Annotated in this window: 17 protein-coding genes and 1 tRNA gene; 7 read left to right on the forward strand and 11 right to left on the reverse strand. The window is 69.2% G+C overall.

All coding sequences use genetic code 11. The features are described 5' to 3' along the window. Positions 1-227 precede the first annotated feature (227 nt). Positions 228-620, reverse strand: a complete 393-nt coding sequence (locus UK23_RS23050; RefSeq protein WP_156213321.1) for a response regulator — start codon at positions 618-620, stop codon at positions 228-230. 110 nt (positions 621-730) lie between these two features. After that, positions 731-1,141, reverse strand: coding sequence for a VOC family protein (locus tag UK23_RS23055; RefSeq protein ID WP_045313686.1), 411 nt, complete (start codon positions 1,139-1,141; stop codon positions 731-733). A 94-nt stretch (positions 1,142-1,235) separates the two neighbouring features. On the opposite strand from UK23_RS23055, the gene UK23_RS23060 reads away from it, so the two are divergent. Further along, a complete protein-coding gene (locus UK23_RS23060; RefSeq protein WP_045313687.1) occupies positions 1,236-2,204 on the forward strand; it encodes a helix-turn-helix transcriptional regulator in 969 nt (322 codons plus the stop codon). On the opposite strand, the gene UK23_RS23065 is transcribed toward UK23_RS23060, so the two are convergent. Beyond that, complete coding sequence (locus UK23_RS23065) at positions 2,158-2,808, reverse strand: Clp protease N-terminal domain-containing protein (protein ID WP_045313688.1); 651 nt, start codon at positions 2,806-2,808, stop codon at positions 2,158-2,160. The two genes, UK23_RS23060 and UK23_RS23065, sit on opposite strands and share 47 nt — an antisense overlap. A 93-nt stretch (positions 2,809-2,901) precedes the next feature. On the opposite strand from UK23_RS23065, the gene UK23_RS52810 reads away from it, so the two are divergent. The 3 genes from UK23_RS52810 (at position 2,902) to UK23_RS23080 (ending at position 6,750) form a co-directional block, all read left to right on the forward strand. Continuing rightward, positions 2,902-4,554: a serine/threonine-protein kinase gene (locus tag UK23_RS52810; protein WP_045313689.1), complete on the forward strand. Its 1,653-nt coding sequence runs from the start codon at positions 2,902-2,904 to the stop codon at positions 4,552-4,554. An 8-nt stretch (positions 4,555-4,562) separates the two neighbouring features. Then, entirely contained in the window at positions 4,563-5,300 is a 738-nt protein-coding gene (locus UK23_RS23075) for an SDR family NAD(P)-dependent oxidoreductase (RefSeq protein ID WP_045313690.1), read from the forward strand. A gap of 115 nt (positions 5,301-5,415) precedes the next feature. Beyond that, entirely contained in the window at positions 5,416-6,750 is a 1,335-nt protein-coding gene (locus tag UK23_RS23080) for a glycosyl hydrolase family 18 protein (RefSeq protein ID WP_045313691.1), read from the forward strand. On the opposite strand, the gene UK23_RS52815 is transcribed toward UK23_RS23080, so the two are convergent. Continuing rightward, on the reverse strand, positions 6,646-7,053 hold the full coding sequence (locus UK23_RS52815) for a DMT family transporter (protein WP_196777832.1): 408 nt from the start codon (positions 7,051-7,053) through the stop codon (positions 6,646-6,648). The two genes, UK23_RS23080 and UK23_RS52815, sit on opposite strands and share 105 nt — an antisense overlap. Continuing rightward, the gene (locus UK23_RS52820) at positions 7,054-7,368 is read right to left on the reverse strand and encodes a DMT family transporter (RefSeq protein WP_045313693.1); all 315 of its coding nucleotides are present in this window, start codon (positions 7,366-7,368) and stop codon (positions 7,054-7,056) included. It lies immediately after the preceding gene. Between the two features lie 41 nt (positions 7,369-7,409). Here UK23_RS52820 and UK23_RS23095 point away from each other — a divergent pair, with 41 nt between their 5' ends. Continuing rightward, positions 7,410-8,300 carry a 5'-nucleotidase gene (locus tag UK23_RS23095; RefSeq protein ID WP_045313694.1) on the forward strand — a complete coding sequence of 297 codons (891 nt, stop codon included), beginning with the start codon at positions 7,410-7,412 and terminating at the stop codon, positions 8,298-8,300. Here UK23_RS23095 and UK23_RS23100 read toward each other — a convergent pair. From UK23_RS23100 to UK23_RS51825, 5 genes are all read right to left on the reverse strand, one after another. After that, entirely contained in the window at positions 8,269-8,739 is a 471-nt protein-coding gene (locus tag UK23_RS23100; protein WP_045313695.1) for a diadenosine tetraphosphate hydrolase, read from the reverse strand. The genes UK23_RS23095 and UK23_RS23100 overlap by 32 nt on opposite strands. Positions 8,740-8,813: 74 nt before the next feature. Continuing rightward, a complete protein-coding gene (locus UK23_RS23105; RefSeq protein ID WP_045313696.1) occupies positions 8,814-14,279 on the reverse strand; it encodes a carboxyl transferase domain-containing protein in 5,466 nt (1,821 codons plus the stop codon). Positions 14,280-14,461: 182 nt separating this feature from the next. After that, positions 14,462-15,646 (reverse strand): MFS transporter, encoded by a 1,185-nt coding sequence (locus UK23_RS23110; protein ID WP_045313697.1) that lies wholly within the window; start codon positions 15,644-15,646, stop codon positions 14,462-14,464. A gap of 10 nt (positions 15,647-15,656) precedes the next feature. Next, the gene (locus tag UK23_RS23115; RefSeq protein WP_045313698.1) at positions 15,657-16,148 is read right to left on the reverse strand and encodes a Gmad2 immunoglobulin-like domain-containing protein; all 492 of its coding nucleotides are present in this window, start codon (positions 16,146-16,148) and stop codon (positions 15,657-15,659) included. 78 nt (positions 16,149-16,226) lie between these two features. Continuing rightward, positions 16,227-16,307, reverse strand: a tRNA-Tyr gene (locus tag UK23_RS51825). A gap of 122 nt (positions 16,308-16,429) precedes the next feature. On the opposite strand from UK23_RS51825, the gene UK23_RS23120 reads away from it, so the two are divergent. Together UK23_RS23120 and UK23_RS23125 are read left to right on the forward strand one after the other, a co-directional pair. Beyond that, complete coding sequence (locus tag UK23_RS23120) at positions 16,430-19,000, forward strand: ATP-binding protein (RefSeq protein ID WP_196777833.1); 2,571 nt, start codon at positions 16,430-16,432, stop codon at positions 18,998-19,000. A 49-nt stretch (positions 19,001-19,049) separates the two neighbouring features. Continuing rightward, on the forward strand, positions 19,050-19,331 hold the full coding sequence (locus UK23_RS23125) for a hypothetical protein (protein ID WP_045313700.1): 282 nt from the start codon (positions 19,050-19,052) through the stop codon (positions 19,329-19,331). Here UK23_RS23125 and UK23_RS23130 read toward each other — a convergent pair. Then, positions 19,324-19,610, reverse strand: a 287-nt coding sequence (locus UK23_RS23130; protein WP_231114629.1) for a hypothetical protein, incomplete at its 5' end; no start/stop codon positions are given. The two genes, UK23_RS23125 and UK23_RS23130, sit on opposite strands and share 8 nt — an antisense overlap.

Raw genomic sequence — 19,610 nt, forward strand, 5'->3', positions numbered from 1 at the left:
GCTCAAGCGTGGGTTGCTCAAGCGTGGGTTGACAGCGCTCACGATGCTTGCGGCGCTACCGGTCGTGGTCATCTCGCTCGCCTCGCAATCCGGGGGGTGGTGGCACTCGTGAACTGTGCTCCGTGCCACACCCCGCCCGGATCGGTCGGCCGACCCAACCTGCCCGCGTAGTTGCGGAACCCCTGACCGGGACCGAAGTCCGACGTGCCTACGTCATGGGGCCTACGTCATCCGTCGCGGTCCCGGCACGCGGCCAGCAAGGCACTCACCAGGAGATCCGAGTAGCCGTCCTTGGCGAGGAACGTGTACGCGCCGGCCGCGATCGCGCCGTCCGCGCACGCGTTGTTCAGACTCATGGCCACGACCGGAATCCCGTGCTGCCCGGCGAAAACCTTGAGCAGCGACAAGCCATCCCGTTCGGTGGGCATCAGAACGTCGACGATGGCGACGCCCGGCTCGGTCTCCTCGGCCAACCGCACGGCCGACTCGGTGCTGCCCGCCTCGCCCACGACCTCGAACTCGGGATGTGCCAGCAGAAAAGTCCGCATGGCGCTGCGCACCCGCGCGTCGTCGTCGACGATCAGCACGCGGATGGGCCCTCGCCCGTCGGGAACCGTCAACGGGCCCTCCCACCACAACTACGGCATCACCGAGAAGTAGACGCCTCGGCGATGCCGTAGTTGCAGCGGCGAATGACGGCACTCAGCCGAGACGTTTGTCGCGGTTCCGATCAACGAGTTGCAGCAACAACAGACAGGTAGTGAGTGTTCGTCATGACTCCGAGGATGTTCCCGAACGGATCCACCACCGACGCCGTCACGAACCCCTCACCTCGCACCCGCGGTTCGTCGTGCACCTTCGCCCCCAGCGAGAACAACCGGTCCAGCGTCGCCGAAAGATCGTCCACCGCCCAGAACAGGATCGACCCGCCGGGACCTTCCGACGGCGTCACCTCGAACTGACGCTGCACCAGCCCGAGCTCGGCCTCGAAGTCGCCGATCCGGAACTCCGCGTACCCCAGCGTGCCGTCCGGCGCGTTCCGCGAGAAGTACGCCTCCACGCCCAGGAACTCGGCGTACCAGGCACGCGCCTCCGCGACGTCGTCGGCGTAGTAGGTGACGGTCGCCATGCCTCGCAACATCAGAAATCCCTCCAGATATTTTTCGGGGTGTTGCGATTCAGCTTCGGCCGTAAAGTGCTCATCCAGTGAGCACTTTGAACAGGAACCTGAAGCCATGCGCGCAGACCGTCTCGTAGCCACGTTGCTGCTGATGCAGGCCAGAGGCCGCGTCACTGCCTCTGAGCTGGCCAAAGAGTTCGAAGTGTCCACAGCCACAGCCCGCCGCGACCTGGAGGCGCTGTCCACCGCGGGGGTCCCCGTCTACGCCCAACCGGGCCGCGGCGGCGGCTGGTCGCTCATCGGCGGCGCCCGCACTGACCTCAGCGGTCTCACGTCAGCGGAAGCCCAGGCGCTGTTCCTCATCGCCGGCCCGGCCGCGTCCGTCGCACCCCAGGTGAAGTCCGCGCTGCGCAAGCTCGTCCGCGCCCTCCCCCAGACGTTCCGCGCCGAGGCCGAAGCCGCCGCGGAAGCCGTCGTGATCGACACCGCGGCCTGGGGCGACGACACGAAAGACCGCCCGGTGCTGGTGGAACTGCTGCAGAAAGCCGTCGTGGAGCAGGTCCAAGTCCGCCTGACCTACCAAAAACGAGGCGAACCACCGAAAGGACGCACCGTCGACCCGTGGGGCCTCGTCGACAAGGACGGCATCTGGTACTTCATCGCCGGCACCGCGGACGGCCAGCGGACGTTCCGGCTGGACCGGATCCAAGGCGTCAACCTGACCGGCACCCCCTCGGCCAGGCCACCGGACTTCGTGCTCGCGAAGGCCTGGGACTCGGTCGTCACGGAGGTCGAGCAACTCCGTTCCGGAACCAAAGCGATCATGCGACTGCAGAACAGGTTCCTGAAGGTCTTCCAGCACATGCACGGCCGTCACTGCACAGTGCTCGAAGACCTCGAAAACGAAACCCGAGTCGAACTGACCGCCCCCACCCCGCTCGACATCGCCCGCAACGTCGCCGGCTGGGGCGCGCTGATCACCGTCGAGTCACCACGAGAAGTACAGGACCACCTGGCCCGCATCGGCGCCGAACTGGTCAGCCGATACCCACCTTCTTCTCCAGCCGGTCCAGCCGGGACATGATCAGCTGCAGCACCTTCGCCGCGTCCGGAACCGCCGCCTGCTGCTTCTTGAGGTGCACGATCCCGGCCAGTGCGGTCTGCACGGCCCGGCGAGTGCCCTTGAGATCCGCACCGAGCTCACGCAACACCGCACCCGCGCTGCCATCCGGTTCGGCGATCAGCCCGAGCAGGAGGTGCTCGCAGCCCACGTAGTTGTGCCCGAGCGCCATCGCCTCGACCACGGCGAGCTCCAGCGCGTTGACCGCGTCGGGAGCAAATCCCGACCCCTCACCCGGCGAGGACGGGAAGCTCAACGTGCGCGGGTCGATGTCGATCGCGCGGAGCACGTCCAACGCCAGGTTGGCACCTTCGTCGACCATGGCCTGCGCCAGCTCGGCGGTGGTGACCACGGGCGACGACGCCGCGAGCCGGAGCACGGCGCGCATCCGTTCGGTGAGCTGGGACAGCCGCTCACCGTCGAGATCGCCGACGGTGAGCCCGCGCACAGCCGTGAGCCGCTTGACCGACACCTCCAGAGCCCGCTGACAGATCGCCGAGACCGGAATGTTCAGTTCCTTCACCGTTTCTGCCAGTTCGTCGGGCAGGTACACGTTGATTTTCGGCATAACCCCATATCTACCCCCACGTGGGGTTACAGTCAATCCCGAACGCGGCAACCGTCACACTTGTGGGTGAGTAAAGGTGACGGGAGCGCGTTCGTGGAGGAGAAGAGCAGGCTCATCGGGAGCCGCTACCGGTTGACGGAGAAGGTCGGCCAGGGCGCGATGGGCGTCGTGTGGCAGGCCTATGACGAGCAGCTTCACCGGGTGGTGGCGGCCAAGGAGCTACTCGCTCTCGACGGCGTCGACGACGCCAAGATCGACCGCGCCAAGGCCAGAGCCATGCGCGAGGCCCGCCTGGCCGCCCGCCTCGAGCACCCCAACGCCATCCGCGTCTACGACGTCGTCGAGCACGACGGGCAACCGTGGCTGATCATGGAGTACCTCCCCTCCCGCAGCCTCGCCGCCGTCATCAGCGAGCAGGGCACGCTGCCGCCGCGCGAGGTCGCCCGCATCGGCTGCTACACCGCCGCCGCGCTGGCCGCCGCGCACCGGCACGGCATCCAGCACCGCGACGTGAAGCCGGGCAACGTGCTGATCGGCGACCAGGAAGTCAAGATCACCGACTTCGGCATCTCCAAGGCGATCGACGACGGCACGGCCACCGTGACCGGCACGGTCGGCACGCCGGCGTTCTTCTCCCCCGAGGTCGCTCGCGGCGAGGACGCCGGTCTGGCCTCCGACGTCTTCTCGCTCGGCGCCACGCTCTACAACGCCGTCGAGGGCGGGCCGCCGTTCGGCACCGCGGACAACCACATCGCCATGCTGCACCGCGTGGCGAGCGGGTCGATCATGCCGCCCGCCAACGCCGGTCCGCTGCTCGCGCCGGTGCTGTTCCGGTTGCTGGCCACCGAACCTGAGCGCCGTCCGTCCATGCAGGAGGCCGTGCACCTGCTGGCCGCCGTGGTGAACGAGTCGCCGCAGGTGTTGGAGGCGACCGTGGTCATCCCGGCCACTGTGGAGCTTCCCGTCGAGGCACAGCCCGAGGAGAAGGCGAAGCAGGACGCCGAACCGGTGGCACCGCCCGTGCAGGCGGAACCCGAGCCGGAACCGCAGCCTGAGCCGGAGCCCACACCCGTCGTGCCGGAACCGGTTGTGGTGCAACCCGTTGTGGCGCAACCAGAACCGACCCCGGTCCTCACTCCGCCCGTTCCCCCGCAGCCGGAGCAGGAGGTGAAGCGGCGCAAGTTCCCGCTGGTCCCCATCGCGATCGTGCTCCTCGTGATCGCCGTGGGCGTCGGCTCGTTCCTGTTGTGGCCCAAGGGCGGCAACCAGAACAACGCGTCGAACAACCCACCGGCGTCCGGCACCTCCACCCCGGCGGCCGGCAGCCAGTCCCAGACGACGTCGCAGACCCAGCAGCAGACGACGGACAGCCCGCCGCCGCAGACCAACTCCCAGACGATCCCGCAGAACCCGCCGCCTCAGACCCCGCAGCCGCCCGCGGGACCGAAGAACGCCCAAGAAGCGATCACCGCCTACTACGCGTTGATCCCCGGCGACCTGCAGACCGGGTGGTCGCTGCTCACCGACGACTTCAAGGCCGCCCACAACAACCTGACCTTCGAGGGCTACCAGCAGTTCTGGCGCGACTACACCTCGGTGCAGCTGTCGAACTTCGTGCCGCAGGGCGACAACACGGTGACCGTGACGCTGCAGTACATGCAGGGCTCGACCGTCGTGAAGACCGAGACGCAGACGTTCGGGTTCGTTCAGCAGAACGGCAAGTGGCTGATCAACAGCCAGGGTTAGATGAGGTCATGACCCGACGCGCTCTCGTCACCGGTGCCTCCCGCGGCATCGGTGCGGCCATCGCCCACGCCCTCGCGGACAGCGGCCATCAGGTCGCCGTCCACTACCGCAGCGGTGCCGGCGAGGCCGTCGCAGTCGCGGAAAGCCTTGCCGGAACCGGACATGTGACCGTCCAGGGCGACCTCGGCGCGAACCAGGCCGAGCAGGTCGTCGCGGAGACAGTGGAGAAGCTCGGCGGGCTGGACGTCCTGGTCAACAACGCGGGGATCTACTTCCTGCACCCGATCGCCGAGACGAGCTTCGCGGACTGGCAGGACGCCTGGCGCCGCACCATCGAGCTCAACCTGCTGGGACCGGCCGATCTCACCTGGCACGCGGTCCAGCACATGACCGCGGGCGCCCGGATCATCAACGTCGGTTCGCGCGGCGCCTACCGCGGCGAGCCCGACGCGCCCGCGTACGGAGCCGCGAAGGCCGGGTTGCACGCGATGACCCAGTCGCTCGCGCAATCCCTTGCGCCGCAGGGCATCTCGGTGGCCGGCGTGGCACCGGGCTTCGTCCGCACCGACATGGTCACGGACCTCCTGAGCAGCCCGGAGGGTGACGCGATCCGCGCGCAGAGCCCGTTCGGCCGCGTCGCCGAACCAGCCGAGGTCGCCTCAGCGGTCGCGTGGCTCGCCTCCGAGAAGGCGACCTGGGCGAGCGGCACGATCATCGACGTCAACGGCGCTTCGTACCTGCGTTGATTCCCCTGGCAGCGACCGGAACTGGTTCCGGTCGCTAGTTGATCTTCCACACAACCGGTCTAGACCACTAACGTCGCGGTGGGCGCAAGACCGAAAGTGGAAGGCAACCCCTGCAATGCGTTCACTCCGATCCCGCCTCGGCGCCGCCGGCCTCGCGCTGGCCGCCGCCGCGGCGACCATGACGGTCATCACGCCAGCCGCGCAGGCCGCGTATCCCGCCGGGTTCAAGAGCGTCGGCTACATGCCGTCGTGGTCCGGTGCTGCCAGCGCGATCCAGTACAGCAAGCTGACGCACATCAACTACGCCTTCGTGCTGCCGAACGGGAACGGCACGCTCCAGGGCATTCCCGACACCGGCAAGCTCCAGCAGATCGTCAGCCTCGGTCACCAGAACGGGGTCAAGGTCTCGCTGGCGGTCGGTGGCTGGAACGACGGCAACGACTCGGCGTTCGAACAGCTCGCGGGCAACTCCGGCGCGCGCACCACGTTCGTCAACTCGCTGATCAATGTCGTCAACCAGTACAACCTCGACGGCATCGACATCGACTGGGAGTACCCGGATCCCGGCACGTCGGGCAACAACTACACCGCTCTGATGCAGCAGCTCAGCACCGCGCTGCACCAGCGCGGCAAGATCCTGACGGCCGCGGTCGTCAGCGAGGGCGGCACCGCCAACGGTGTGCAGCCGGCCGTGTTCAACGCGGTCGACTGGCTGAACATCATGGCGTACGACGGTGGCAGCCCGCACGCGAACTACGACTGGTCGATCAACAGCGTCAACTTCTGGAAGGGCCGCGGGCTGCCTGCCGGCAAGGCGGTTCTGGGCGTGCCGTTCTACAGCCGGCCGACCTACATCGCCTACAAGGACTTGGTGGCGCAGGACCCGGCCAACGCCAACCGCGACTGCTACAACGGCAACTGCTACAACGGCATCCCCACGATCAAGCGCAAGACGACGTGGGCGGTGTCGAACGCGGGCGGCATCATGAACTGGGAGCTGTCGCAGGACACGACCGGCAGCACCAGCCTGCTCAACGCCATCTGGGAGGCCGCGTCCGGCGGCAACCCGAACCCGCCCACCGGCGGCACCATCACCGGTTTCGGCGGCAAGTGCGTCGACGTGGCGGGTGCGAACTCGGCCAACGGCACCGCGGTTCAGCTGTGGACCTGCAACGGCACCACCGCGCAGTCGTGGTCCCGTGAAGGCAACACGGTTCGTGCGCTCGGCAAGTGCCTCGACGCTTCCGGTACCGCCAACGGCGCTGTCACCCAGCTTTGGGACTGCAGCGGCGCGGGCAACCAGCAGTGGACCGCCGAGGCGAACGGCCAGCTGCGCAACGCGGCGTCAGGAAGATGCCTCGACGCCACCGGCCCCAGTTCCGCCGACGGGACCAGGCTTCAGCTCTGGGACTGCGCCGGAACCGCCAACCAGCAGTGGCACTTCAACTGATTTTCCGTCTGACCTGAGGAACTTCAGGCCGATCACACAGGCGATGATCCCGGTGAGGAACACGATCTTCCACGCGGAGACCGACTCCTCACCGGTGATCATCGCCCACGTGACTGTCAGAGCCGCGCCGACGCCGACCCACACGGCGTACGCGGTGCCGACGGTGATTCGTTTCATGCCAACGGAAAGCCCGACCATGCTCAGCGTGGCGGCGATGGCGAACACGACGTGGTTGCCGTTCGACAACGCCGTTGCCCACACTGCTTCGAGCACGGCGCTGACCAGCAGGACCGCCCAGTACATCTAGCTCACCGCCTTCAAGCCCGCGACACAGCCGATCAACGCGGCGAGCAGCAGGGCTTTGGCGAGGTGAAGCTTCTCCTCCTTGCGCAGCACCGCGACGAGCACCGTGAGCACGGCTCCGACGCCGACCCACACCGCGTACGCCGTGCCGACCGGGATTCCGCGCATGGCGTAGGCGAGGCCGACGACGCTCGCCGTCATCGAGATCGCGAACACCACCACCGGCCACGGCCTTCTGAAGCCCCGCGACGCTGAGAGCGCCGTGGCCCAGACGGCCTCCAGCACCCCCGACAGGATCAGCACCAACCAGTACATTGGTACGACCGTACCAGAACGCGCGTCGTACGATCTGTGACGTGGCACCCAGCCTGGAGAACCTGCTGGTCGTGGGCGTGGCGTCGAGCGCGCTGTTCGACCTGACCGCGTCCGATGCCGTGTTCTCCACGTCCGGGGAACAGGCCTACCGCGAGTACCAGTCGGAGCACCTCGACGAGCCGTTCGAGCCCGGGGTCGCGTTCCCGTTCATCAAGCGGCTGCTGCGGCTCAACTCGCTGGGGCCGCTGGTCGAGGTGATCGTGCTGTCGCGCAACTCCCCCGACACCGGGTTGCGCATCCTGCGGTCGGCGGCTCATCACGGCCTGGCGATCACGCGGGCGATCTTCACCGAGGGGCGGGCGCCGCACGAGTACATGCCCGCGTTGAACATGTCGTTGTTCTTGTCGGCGCATGAGAACGACGTGCGCCGGGCTACTGCTGCCGGGATGCCCGCGGGGCAGGTGATGAAGTCTTCCTATCGCGACGACGAAGATCCGGCGTTGCGGATCGCGTTCGACTTCGACGGGGTGCTGGCGGACGACGCGGCTGAGCGGATCTATCAATCAGGTGGGCTCGACGAGTTCCAGCAGCACGAGGCCACGAACGTCGTGACGCCACTGGATGCCGGGCCGCTCAGGAACTTCCTCGCGGGCATCAACCGGATTCAACGGGTGGCGCAGGACCGGATCCGGGTTTCGGTGGTCACGGCTCGGTCCGCGCCCGCCCACGAGCGGGCGATCAACAGCCTCAAGGCGTGGGGACTCACGGTGAACGACGCGTTCTTCCTGGGCGGGCTGCGGAAGGCGCCGATTCTCGACGTGTTGAAGCCGCACATCTTCTTCGACGACCAGCGCGGGCACCTGATCCAGACCGTGCCGTGCGTGCACGTCCCGTTCGGCGTCACGAACGCAGAAGGTCGATCTCCGCAGTGAGTTCGGCTCGGAGGTCGTCGTGGTCGGGCCCCAGAGCGGTCTCCGGGTCGGACCAGCGTTCGACCGGGTACAGCCACACCGGCCGCCCGACGATCTCCGGTGGTTCCCAGTCGTAGCGCGGCCAGATGTGCGCGTGCAGGTAGGGATCCGTGTTGCCGAGGATCTCCAGGTTGACCCTCCGGAACCCCGCGTCGCGGCGGGCGCAGACCCGCTCAACCGCCTCGCCGAGGAGTTCCATGTCGGCCAGGAACTCCAGCCGGCGTCGGCGGGGCAGGTCGGTGAGCCGCTGCACGTTCGGCGTGTCCACGAGCAGGACGCAGTAGCCCGGCAGGAACTGCACGTCGCCGATGTTCGCGAACCCCGCGTCGAGGCGCCGCAGCACGGTGGGGTTCACGCCGCCCAGTGCCGCCTTGATCCGGTCCTGCTTCCAGTCCCACATGCCACCAAGCTACTGGTGATCAACGGAAGGGGCCCGGCCACTGAACGGTGACCGGGCCCCTCTCCTGAAAGCAACTAGCGCGCGAGACCGTTCTCGATCGCCGCGATGATCGCCGGCCGCAGCTCGGCCGCCGAGATGATCGCGTCGACCGAGCCGACCTCGACCGCGCGCTGCACGCTGTGGACGCGGTCGAACTCCGCGGCCATCTCGTTCAGCTTCTCGGTCCGCACCGCCTGACGCGTCACCGCGAGCTCGGCGGTCAGGGCCGCGCGTTCGGCGCCCGCGGCCTCCGACACCGAGGTCTCCAGCTTCTTCACGCGCGGGTCGTTGGCCGTGCGGCCGTCCACCTCGCGGGCGAACACCACGGCCGCGGCGGGGGCGCCGCCGATGACCGAGGCGAAGGAACCCTCGACCGCCAGCACGGTCATGGACGGGTTCAGGGCCTTCGAGAAGACCACGAACGCGCCGCCGTGGTAGCGCGAGATCACGGTGAACACGATGGGGCCGCGGAAGTTGACGATCGCGCGGCCGATCTCCGCGCCGTACTCCAGTTGGAGCTCGCGCATCGACTCCGGCGAGCCGTCGAAGCCCGACAGGTTCGCCAGGACCACGAGAGGCCGGTTGCCGGAGGCGGCGTTGATCGCACGGGCCGCCTTCTTCGACGACTTCGGGAACAACGTGCCGGCGGTGTAGGTGTCCGGGCCGTCGGTGGGCGGGAAGCCGGTGCGGGCCACGCCGCGCGACTCGATGCCCAGCAGCGTCACCGGGATGCCGCCGAGGTGCACGTCCTGGACGACCGCGGTGTCGGCGTCCGCCATGCCGGCCCAGCGCTCCAGGACGTCGTGGTCCTGGTCGGACAGGGCGCGCATGACCGTGCGGATGTCGAACGGCTTCTTGCGGTCCGGGTTCGACTCGACCGAGAAGATCTCGCCCACGGTCTTGAACGGGCTGTCGCCGACCACGTGCGGGTAACCGGAGACATCGCGATCGGACGGGTCCGAAGTGGACACCCGGCGCGGGCCCGACTCGCCCGGCGCGATGTAGCTGTGCTCGTAGTGGGCCAGCAGCACGTCGAACGCCGAGCGCAGGTTCGGCGCCCAGTACTGCGCCTGGCCGTTCGGGCCCATGACGCGGTCGTAGCCACCGATGCCGTAGTTGTCCTCGGCCGACACGCCACCGGAGAAGTCCAGCGCCTGCTTGCCGGTCAGCACCATCGCGGAGTCCGGGGTCATGACCAGGATGCCCTTGGTGTGCATGAGCATCGTGGCCTCGGCGTTCCAGTACGGCTGGGCGCCGACGTTGATGCCGTTGACCACCACGTTGATCTCGCCGCCGGCCTGGGTGAACTCGACGATCCGCTTCAGCGCTGCGGCCACCCAGTCCATGTTCTCGACACCGGAGCTCATCGAGATCTTCGCGCCGGACGAGAGCGAGAACCACTCCAGCGGAACGGAAAGCTCCGACGCCAGGTCCAGGGCGTGGATCACGCGGGAGCACTCGGGCTCGGCCAGCGCGCCCAGGGACTTCGTCGGGTCGCCCAGCAGCACAACGCGCTTCATGCCCTCGGGGTACGCCGGCGTGGGCGTCGTCACGACACCGACGACGATGCCCGCCTTGTTGCCACCGCGCGGGCGGTCGACCGGCACCAGCGACCCGTCGACGAGGTCGTGCTCCACGAACGAACCACCGTCGCCGACGAGCATGTCGACCAGCTCGTACGGGTAGATCGTGCCCCGGGACTGGGCGCGCAGCACGTTCTGGCGGTAGTCGTCGAGCGGCTGGATCGGCTCGGTCGGCGGCTGCACGAACGAGAACGAGACGCCGGCACCCGCGTCGTTCGCGATGCGCACACCGATGTCGGTGAGCTCACCGGTCTCGTTGTCCTTGCGCCGGGCGAGGAACAGGACCTCTTCCAGATCGAGGCCGGTCGTGGTCGGCAGCACGCGCTGGGCCACCGCGTCGAGGTCGGTCGAGTGCAGGTCGGTGGGTGGCCACGCGTACAGGACCACGCGGTTGGTGGCGAGACGAGTCCGGCCACCGGCCTGCGCACGAGCCCGGCGAATACCGTCCAGACAGGTCGCCAGCACGTCCTCGGCGGCAGGCAGAGCGACGATCCGGCCCTCGTCGTCGCGCAACGGCGTCAGGTCGCGGACCTGACCGAGAGCGACCAGACGCTCGTCCGACTTGTTCGCCTTGGCGACCGCGCGGAACAGGTAGACGTCCTCGTCCACGGAGGACAGCCGGGTGAGGTCGAACTCCCGCAGCCGCTCCAGCTGCATGCGCTCGGCGATGCGCGGGTGCAGCCCGCGCACCAGCCTCTCCTCGGCGAACCCGTTGGACGACGGGCGGAACGTGAAGTGGTGGTGCATCGACTCGCCGCGACGACCCGCCACCGTGGTGGTGATGCGGGTGATCGTCGGCGGCAGCTGGTGCGCGGCCAGGGCGGCACCCAGACCGGCGGCCATCTCGTCCTGGTCGGTCGGACCGTCGGCCCAGTTGACGTAGAGGTCCGCGACGACCGCGCTTCCGTTGCCGTACTTGACGACCTCGCCGACGGCGTCCGCCAGCGACGGGAACTCCACCGCCGTCGACACGAGACGGGTCTGCTCCGGCGCGTTCTCCGCGACGAAGAACGCCCCGGTCACGCGCGGGTTCTCCAGCGCCTTCTTGGTGTAGTAGCGGCGGGCCAGCACCTCCAGCAACGGGGTGTTGTCCGCACCGGGCTTGCCGATCCGCTGGCCGAGCAGGCGCACCAGCGGTTCCGCCGACGCCACCATCGCCGCGATCCGCTCCTCGCGGTCGGCGGCCTGGGGCTGCGCGTCCAGGTGGATCAGGTGCTTGCGGACCTCGCTGTGCACGCGGGCGCGGTTGCGGCGCACCAACGGCTGCGCGAACCACGTGAACACCACGCTGCGGGCCAGGTCGGCCACCGCCGGGTAGCGGACCTGCGTCGCGGCGACGATGTGCTCCAGCACCAGGCCGACCTGCACCTGCTCGGACTCGACCGGCGGCGCCTCCTGCACCCACTGGCGCAGCAGCGTCGTCGCGACGGCCGCGTCGAACACACCGCGGCGCAACGCCACGAAGATGCGGAAGACGGCCTGCTCCAGCTCCGGCGTGCGGTCGAGCTCCGTGATGCCGTAGTGGCCGATCACGCTCTGCAGGCGGGCGCGGAAGCCCTCCGGCAGCGCGGCTCGGTCCGCGTCCAGCGTCTTCAGGTAGGTGTGGAAGTGCTCGCGCGGAGAGTGGATGTGGTTCTCCGGCTTGGTCTCCTCACCGGCCGGCCGGTTGCGCGAGAGGTCGCACAGGTCGGCGAAGATGCCGAGCAGCTGGGCCTCGGCGACGAGCGGCCGCTCCAGCAGGTCGTGCCGCGCGCCCATGTAGTCCGACAGCACGCGCTCGGTGTCGGCGGCCGTGGTGTCGAAGCCCAGCAACAGGTTCCGCAGGTCGTCGAGACCGCGCGCGACCAGTTCCTCCGGCTGCACGTCGGTGCGCGGCGCGGGCAGTTCGAGTTCCACGGTGGACTCGGACTTCTGCTCCTCGACGGCGCCGTCGGCGTCCTCGATCTCCTCCAGCTTCAGCAACGCGCCACCGGCGGGCACCTGGGTGCCGACGACGACGTTGAGCTCCTTGAGCCGGGCGCGGAACGGCGCGCGCAGCACCGTCTCCATCTTCATCGCCTCGAGAACCAGAACCGGCGCACCGGCCTCGACCTCGGCGCCGACCTCCAGCGGGGTCGCGACGACCAGCGCGGGCATCGGCGAGCGGAGCACACCGCCCTCGTCCCGGGTCACGCGGTGGGTGACGCCGTCGACCTCGACCTGGTGGACCGGGCCGTGCGTGCCGGTGACGACGCGGAACCGCGTGCCGTTCACGGTGATCTGGCCGACGTGGTGGTCGAACCGCTCGACGTCGACGTCACCGGTCAGCACGTTGTCCGAGTCCGCGGCGGACACACCGACGCGGTACTTCGCGCTGCCGACACGGGCGACCTGGACCACGTACGGCTGGCCGCGCAGCACGAACTCCAGCTTGACCGCGCCCTCGTGGTTCGTGCGCGGCTGGCCACCGCGAGACGACGCCAGCAGCTCGGTGCGGTTGATCTGCTCCTCGTCCTCGTACACCTCGATACCGGCCGCGGCCAGCGCGATGGCGGAGTGGCGGTGCGAGATCAGGCCACCCTCGGCGCGCACGCGGTCGATCCACGACGTGTCGGCCGAACCGTCGATCACGGCGGGCTCGTCGAGCAGGTCCAGCACGAAGCTCTTGTTCGTCGTGCCGCCCTCGATGATCACGGTCGTCTCGGCCATGGCGCGGCGCAGCTTGCCGAGCGCCTCGTCGCGGTCGCGGCCGTACGCGATGATCTTGGCGATCATCGAGTCGAAGTCGGACGGGATCTGCGACCCCTCGGCCACGCCGGTGTCGACGCGGATGCCGGGGCCGGCGGGCAGCTCCAGCCGGACGATCGTGCCGGGGCACGGCGCGAAGTCGCGGTCCGGGTCCTCGGCGTTCAGGCGGGCCTCGACGGCGTGCCCGAGCTCGACGGGCTTGGCGCCCTCGAGCTTGCCGCCGCCCGCGACGTGCAGCTGTGCCTTGACCAGGTCGAAGTTGCAGGTGATCTCGGTGATCGGGTGCTCGACCTGCAGACGGGTGTTGACCTCCAGGAACGCGAAGAGCTTCTCACCGGGGTGGTAGAGGAACTCGACGGTGCACGCGCCGCGGTAGCCGACGGCGTTCGCGAGCCGCTCCGCCGACGCCTTCAACTCGTCGACCTGCGACGGCTCCAGCACGCAGGACGCCGACTCCTCGATGATCTTCTGGTTGCGCCGCTGCACCGAGCAGTCGCGGACGCCGAGCGCCCACGCCGTGCCCTGGCCGTCGGCGATGACCTGCACCTCGACGTGCCGGGCGCCGGTGACCAGGCGCTCCAGGAACATCACGCCGGAGCCGAACGCGCGCGCGGCCTCCTGGCTGGTGCGGTCGAAGTTCTCTTCCAGCTCTTCCGGCGTGGTGATCTTGCGGATGCCGCGGCCACCACCACCGGCGGTCGCCTTCAGCATCAACGGGTAGGTGACCTCCTCGGCCACCTTCAAGGCGTGCTCGAGGTTCTCGACGGCGCCGCGCGACCACGGCGCGACCGGAACGCCGACCTCCTCGGCGATCAGCTTCGAACCGATCTTGTCACCGAGCTTGCGCATGGCCTCGGCGGACGGGCCGACGAACGTGACGCCGACCTTCTCGCACAGCTCGGCGAACTCGGGGATCTCGGCGACGAAGCCCCACCCGACCCACGCGGCGTCGGCCTTCGTCTCGACGAGGGCCTGCTCCAGCACCTTCAGGTTGAGGTACGGACGGTCAGCCGCCAGGCCGAGGTTGTAGGCGAGGTCGGCTTCCCTCACGAAGGGCGCCGACTTGTCGACATCGGTGTACAGGGCGACGGTCTCGATCCGTTCCCCTGACTCGGCGGCGAGCTCACGGACGGCGTGGATCAGCCGCATAGCGGCTTCCCCGCGGTTGACGATCGCTACACGACTGAACAACGACTTGACTCCTCGCGGACGCACAAACCTCAGCGGCAGTCGCCGCTCAATCGATGTACACACTCTCGTCTACTACCCGGTAGGAAAACCGCTAGATCGAAGCGAGTTGAGCAGCGTGCTTTGTATGAAACCAACAAGCAACCAGGTCCTCGGCACAGGATCACTTGAGCCCGTGGCACAACTCACGGCCTCACCCGCGACCACCCGAACAACGCGGCGAACACGAGGGGTAGCGCCGTGATCACCAGAGCGGCCCGCACGGACAGCGCGTCGGCCAGCACTCCGCCGGCCAGCGCACCCGTGGGCTGCCCGATTCCGAAGGTCACCATGCGTCCCACCAGGTTGACTCTCCCCTGCAGACGGTCCGGTGTCACCAGCTGACGCACGGTCAGTCCGTTGACGATCACGATCGTCGAGGTCAGGCCCCACAACGCGGTGCCGGCCACCGCGAGCCACCACAGCTGGACACCGGCCAGCAGACCCAGCACGGCCACGCCTGCGGACAGCCCGATCGTCGTGACCCTCCGGGGTGGACAGGAGTCGCTGATCGCGGGCATGAGGACGATCGCGGCGAACGACCCGGCGGCCAGCGCGCTGAACAGCACACCGACCCGCGGGTCGTTCTCCGGGACGTCGAAAACGCGGAAGGCGTAGACGACGATCAGACCGGAGACGGCGCCGCCCGCGATCGCCTGACCGATCCCCAGGCCGGTGAAGAGCCGGACTGTGGGTTCCCTCCAGAGGAACTCCAGTCCTTCGCGAATGTCCGCTTTGAGGGAGATCCGGGGTTCCCTGCTCGGGTTCAGCGGTCGGAGGATCATTCGGACGAGCACCGCGGAAACGGCGAAACTGAGCGCGTCGAGGGCCATCGTGCCCGCCGCGCCGATCGCCGCGATGAGCACTCCGGCCGCGGACGGTGCCGCGATGTGCACGGCGGTCGAGGCGCTCCAGATCGCGCTGTTGGCCCTGGCGAGGTTCTCGCAGCCGACGAGCGCGGGCACGGCGCCGAAGTTGGCCGCGTCGAACCAGACGTTGACGCTCGCCACTCCCCCGGCGACGAGGAGCAGGTGTGACGGGGTCAGCGCGCTCGCGGAGGCTGCCACGGGCACGCTCGCGAGCAGCCCGGCGCTGACGAGGTCCGTGACGACCATGACCGTGCGCCGGTGCATGCGATCCACGAGCGCGCCCGCGAGCAGCCCGAACACGAGGTAGGGCGCGGCGGTCAGTGCCGCGAGGGCTGCCGTGTGCACGGCGCTGCCGGTGAGCGAGTACATGAGGACGGGCAGCGCGACGCCCGACACCGCTGAGCCGGCTGTCGAGATCACCCTGGCGAGCCAGAGCTTCCCGAACTCCCGGTCGGCCCGCAGTGTCCTGTGATCAGGATTGCGGAACTCGGATCACATCCCCGGGGTGGATCACGTTGGGGTTCGTGATGACGTGCGGGTTCGCCCGGACCAGCCGGGTGTAGAGGTTGGCGTTGCCGTAGTAGTGCAGGCTGATGGCGGACAACGTGTCGCCGGGCTTGACCGTGTACTCCTGGTAGACGCGGTAGCCGGGCACGATCCGCGGCCCGTACACGACCGGCACGATGATCTTGTCGAGTTCGGCGCCGTCCTTGGGCGACACCCAGAACACCTCGACGTAGAGCCGGTCGAGTGCGAACGACGCGCCGGACACGTCGACGGTCACCTGGAACTGGCCGTGGCCGCCTACCCCGTCGCCTGCCGTGAAGCCGCCGGTGACCTCGTCGTGGCCCTCGTGGACGCGGTAGTTGAACTGCGCCTCGAACGCCCCGCCCGCGGTACCGGCGATCTGGACGTGGCTGCCGACGAGGCCGTGCGGACGTGGTTGCTGAACATCGATGGACATGTCGTCCCCCTTCCACCCAGGTAGTCGTGGGGCGGGAGGAGGTCGTTGCCCAGGGTCACCCCGGTGGCGCAACGGTAGTGGTGGAGGACGGAGTCGAACCGCCTTTGCACGTGGCTCCCGTTTTACAGACGGGCGGGGCTCCACAGCCCCATCTCCACCATTGTGCAAATGTATTTTCAACGCCTCTGAGCTGCGGTGATGTGACCATCTTGACGTGGTCCGCCGCTTCGGCTCAACCGATTATTCGAAACGCCGTCCGGGGTTTGCGCGATATCCGGGACGTGAAGGTGGTGGGGCGGGGCCGCGAGCTCGCGCAGGTGCGGTCGTGGGTCGCGGCGGACGCGGGCGGGCTGGTGCTGTGCGGCGGTGAGCCCGGCATCGGCAAGACGCGGCTGGCCCAGGAGCTGGCCGGGCAGGCGCTCGCACTGGGCCGTGAGGTCGTGTGGGGGCACTGCGTCGAAACCTCTGGTGCACCGGCGTTCTGGCCGTGGCGGCAGATCCTGAAGGCGACCGGCGCCGATCCCGATCTCGTGCTGGCGCACGACGCCGAGGTGCCGCAGGACAGGTTCCGGGTGTTCGACGCGATCGCTTCGGCGCTGGACCGTTCCGGCTTGGTGGTCGTCGTCGAGGACGTGCACTGGGCGGACGAGGCGTCGTTGCTCGTGCTCGCTCATCTGGCCGTGCAGCTGCGTTCGGTGCTGATCTTCGCGACGTTCCGCGACCCGTGCCCGGCCGTTGCGGACCTGATGCGCTCTGCCGTCCGGATCGATCTGCACGGCTTGTCGTCCGACGAGGTGGCGGAACTGGTCGGGGCTGAGCACGCGGCCGTGGTCATGTCGCTGACGAGCGGTAATCCGTTGTTCGTCACGGAGATCGCTCGCGCGGTCGACGACGGCACCTGGCGTCCGGACCAGCCGCCGCGCAGTGTCCGGGACATCGTGACCGGGCGGCTCGCGCGGCTGTCGCCCGATGCGCGGGAGCTGGTGCGGACGGCCGCGTTGATCGGCCGCGACTTCGACGTCGACCTCGCCGCCGCCGCGTCCGGGCTGCCGATCAGCGCGCTGGACGAGGCCTCGACGTTGATCGACGCGACCGGGCACCGGTTCGTGCACGCGTTGACCCGTGACGCCGTCGAGGCCTCGCTCACCACGGCCGAGCGGCGAGCGATCCACCGGCGGATCGCTTCGGCGATGACGGACAGCACGCACTACGCCGACGTCGCCCGGCACTGGAGTGCTTGTGGCGCAACGGCAGAGGCCCGGGTGTGGACGATTCGCGCGGCCGAGGACGCGGTGCGGCGGCTGGCCTACGAGGAAGGCGCGCGGCTTTATCGTGCGGCCGCGTCCATTGAGGACAGTTCCGAGGTGCAGGTGGCGCTGGGGCGAGCGGCCTACTTCGCGGGTGATCTCGCGGGCTGCGTCGAGGCCGCCCAACGTGCCGCCGAGCTGGCTTCGACGCCGGAGCAGATCGCCGAGGCCGCCCTGGTGCTCGAAGCCGCGCCGGGCGCCGGGGTGAACGCGGTGGCGACCCCGTTGTGCGACAACGCACTCCGGCAGCCGGTCAGTCCCGCAACGCGCGCACGGCTGCTCGCCCAGCGCAGCCACCTCGCGTTCTACCGCGGCGAACAGCACCGGCTCGGCTCGCTGAGCAGCGAAGCCCTCGACCTGGCCCGCGAGAGCGGCGACGACCGCGCGCTCGCCGAGGCCCTGCACGCTCGCCAGGAGGCCTGCCCCGGCCCGTCCGGCCGTGCGGAACGGCTCGGGCTCGCCACCGAGATGATCGATCTGGCCCACCGCACCCGCAGCCCGCGCGGCGCGATGTGGGGCTCCATGTGGCGGATCCACGCGTTGATCGAGAGCGGCTCACTCGCTGCCGCACAAGAGGAACTGCCCGCGCTGCGGCTGGCGTGCGAGCGAGTCGGCGGCGCGGTTCCGTTGTGGCACCTGGAAGTCGTGACCGCATGCCTGGCTCAGGCGCAGGGCCGGTTCGCCGAGGCGCGCGAGGTCGGCAGGCAGGCTTACGACCGCATGCGGGTGATCGAACGCGAACCGGCGTCCGGCGCGTACTTCGCCCTGCAGTGCGGATTCGCGTGCCACATCGGCGTCACCGAAGACGGTCTGGAGCTGGCCCGCCACTTCCACGACCCGCCACCGAGGTTCCGGCTCATGTCGAAGCTGACGCGGGCGTTCCTGTTGCTGCGCGCGGGTTTCCGCGACGAGGCGCTGGAGTGGTACCGCCGCGCCGGGCCGCTGGGCGAGTGGGACCTGCCCGCGTTCTTCGTGGTGCCGGGCCTGGTCGACGCCGTGCTCGTCACGTCCGGCCTGGGCCTGCTCGACGACCTCGCCCAGATCCTGCCCCGGCTCGAGGCGTTCCGCGGCGAGCACGCGGCGGGCAACGGCGTCGCCTACATGGGCCCCGCGTCACTGGCCCTGGGACGCGGCTATCTCGCCCTGGACCGGTACGAGGACGCGGCCGAGTCGCTGAGCGCCGCCGTCGACGAGGCATCTCAGGCAGGTGCCACGGCGTTCGCGGCCGAAGCCCGCTGGCATCTCGCGGCGGCGTTGCGCGCGCTGGGTCGCGACGCCGACACGGTGCAACGAGCCGCCGACCGCGCGATCCGTGCGCTGGGCATGACCGCCTTCACCGTCACGGAACTGAGCAGCCGCGAGCACGAGGTCGCCCGCCTGGTCACCGACGGCCTGACCAACCGGCAGATCGCTCGGCAGCTGGTGATCTCCGAACGCACCGCGCAGAACCACGTCCAGCACATCCTGACCAAGCTCGGCTTCAGCACCCGCAGCCAGATCGCGGCGTGGATGAGTACCCGACCGAGTACTCCGGCGGATGGCTGACCAGCGCGGACTTCCTAGGTTTGAGCCACACCGAACGAGGAGGAACCCCATGTGGCTCACCATCGCGACCCCGCCCACCGACTCCCTCGAGACCCTCGACAAGATGATGAACTCGCTCGTGCCCGACGGCCTGCGCGCCCGCTACGCCTGCCGGGCCGACGGCAAGTTCCAGGTCATCGCCGTGTGGGAGTCGAAGGAGCACGCCGACCGCTTCTTCCACGAGACCCTCGGCCCCGTCATCGCCCGCGTTCTCGGCCCGACGCCCGCGGGAGGCCCCGCCGTCAACACCGGCATGGAGGTGCTGCGCGAGTTCGTGCCCGCCGTCAGCTGAGCGCCCGCACGATCTTCAGCACCGTCGCCCTGCTCGGCTTCTCGCCCGGCTTGAGCAACGCCAGCTCGTCGGCCAGCACCGCCTCCCGGATCTCCGCGTCCCGGCCGGGCAGCTCGGACCTCAGCGCCGCCACCAGACGACCCCGCAGGGCCCTGCCCTCGGGGTCGTCGCCGGGCAGCAGCCGCCAGTGGGCGCGCAGGATCCGTGCCGCCACGTCCTCGCCGCCGACCGCCCAGAGCAGGCGGATCATCCGGTCGGCGAGGCCCATGGCGTCAACAC

The sequence above is a fragment of the Lentzea aerocolonigenes genome (genome assembly GCF_000955955.1).
GTDB lineage: Bacteria > Actinomycetota > Actinomycetes > Mycobacteriales > Pseudonocardiaceae > Lentzea > Lentzea aerocolonigenes_A.

Bases quoted from the DNA above. Each gene is read 5' to 3' on its own strand.
- UK23_RS23055 (WP_045313686.1), bottom strand. From the start codon at position 1,141: ATGTTGCGAGGCATGGCGACCGTCACCTACTACGCCGACGACGTCGCG.
- UK23_RS23060 (WP_045313687.1), top strand. From the start codon at position 1,236: ATGCGCGCAGACCGTCTCGTAGCCACGTTGCTGCTGATGCAGGCCAGA.
- UK23_RS23065 (WP_045313688.1), bottom strand. From the start codon at position 2,808: ATGCCGAAAATCAACGTGTACCTGCCCGACGAACTGGCAGAAACGGTG.
- UK23_RS23075 (WP_045313690.1), top strand. From the start codon at position 4,563: ATGACCCGACGCGCTCTCGTCACCGGTGCCTCCCGCGGCATCGGTGCG.
- UK23_RS23080 (WP_045313691.1), top strand. From the start codon at position 5,416: ATGCGTTCACTCCGATCCCGCCTCGGCGCCGCCGGCCTCGCGCTGGCC.
- UK23_RS52815 (WP_196777832.1), bottom strand. From the start codon at position 7,053: ATGTACTGGGCGGTCCTGCTGGTCAGCGCCGTGCTCGAAGCAGTGTGG.
- UK23_RS52820 (WP_045313693.1), bottom strand. From the start codon at position 7,368: ATGTACTGGTTGGTGCTGATCCTGTCGGGGGTGCTGGAGGCCGTCTGG.
- UK23_RS23100 (WP_045313695.1), bottom strand. From the start codon at position 8,739: ATGTGGGACTGGAAGCAGGACCGGATCAAGGCGGCACTGGGCGGCGTG.
- UK23_RS23115 (WP_045313698.1), bottom strand. From the start codon at position 16,148: ATGTCCATCGATGTTCAGCAACCACGTCCGCACGGCCTCGTCGGCAGC.
- UK23_RS23125 (WP_045313700.1), top strand. From the start codon at position 19,050: ATGTGGCTCACCATCGCGACCCCGCCCACCGACTCCCTCGAGACCCTC.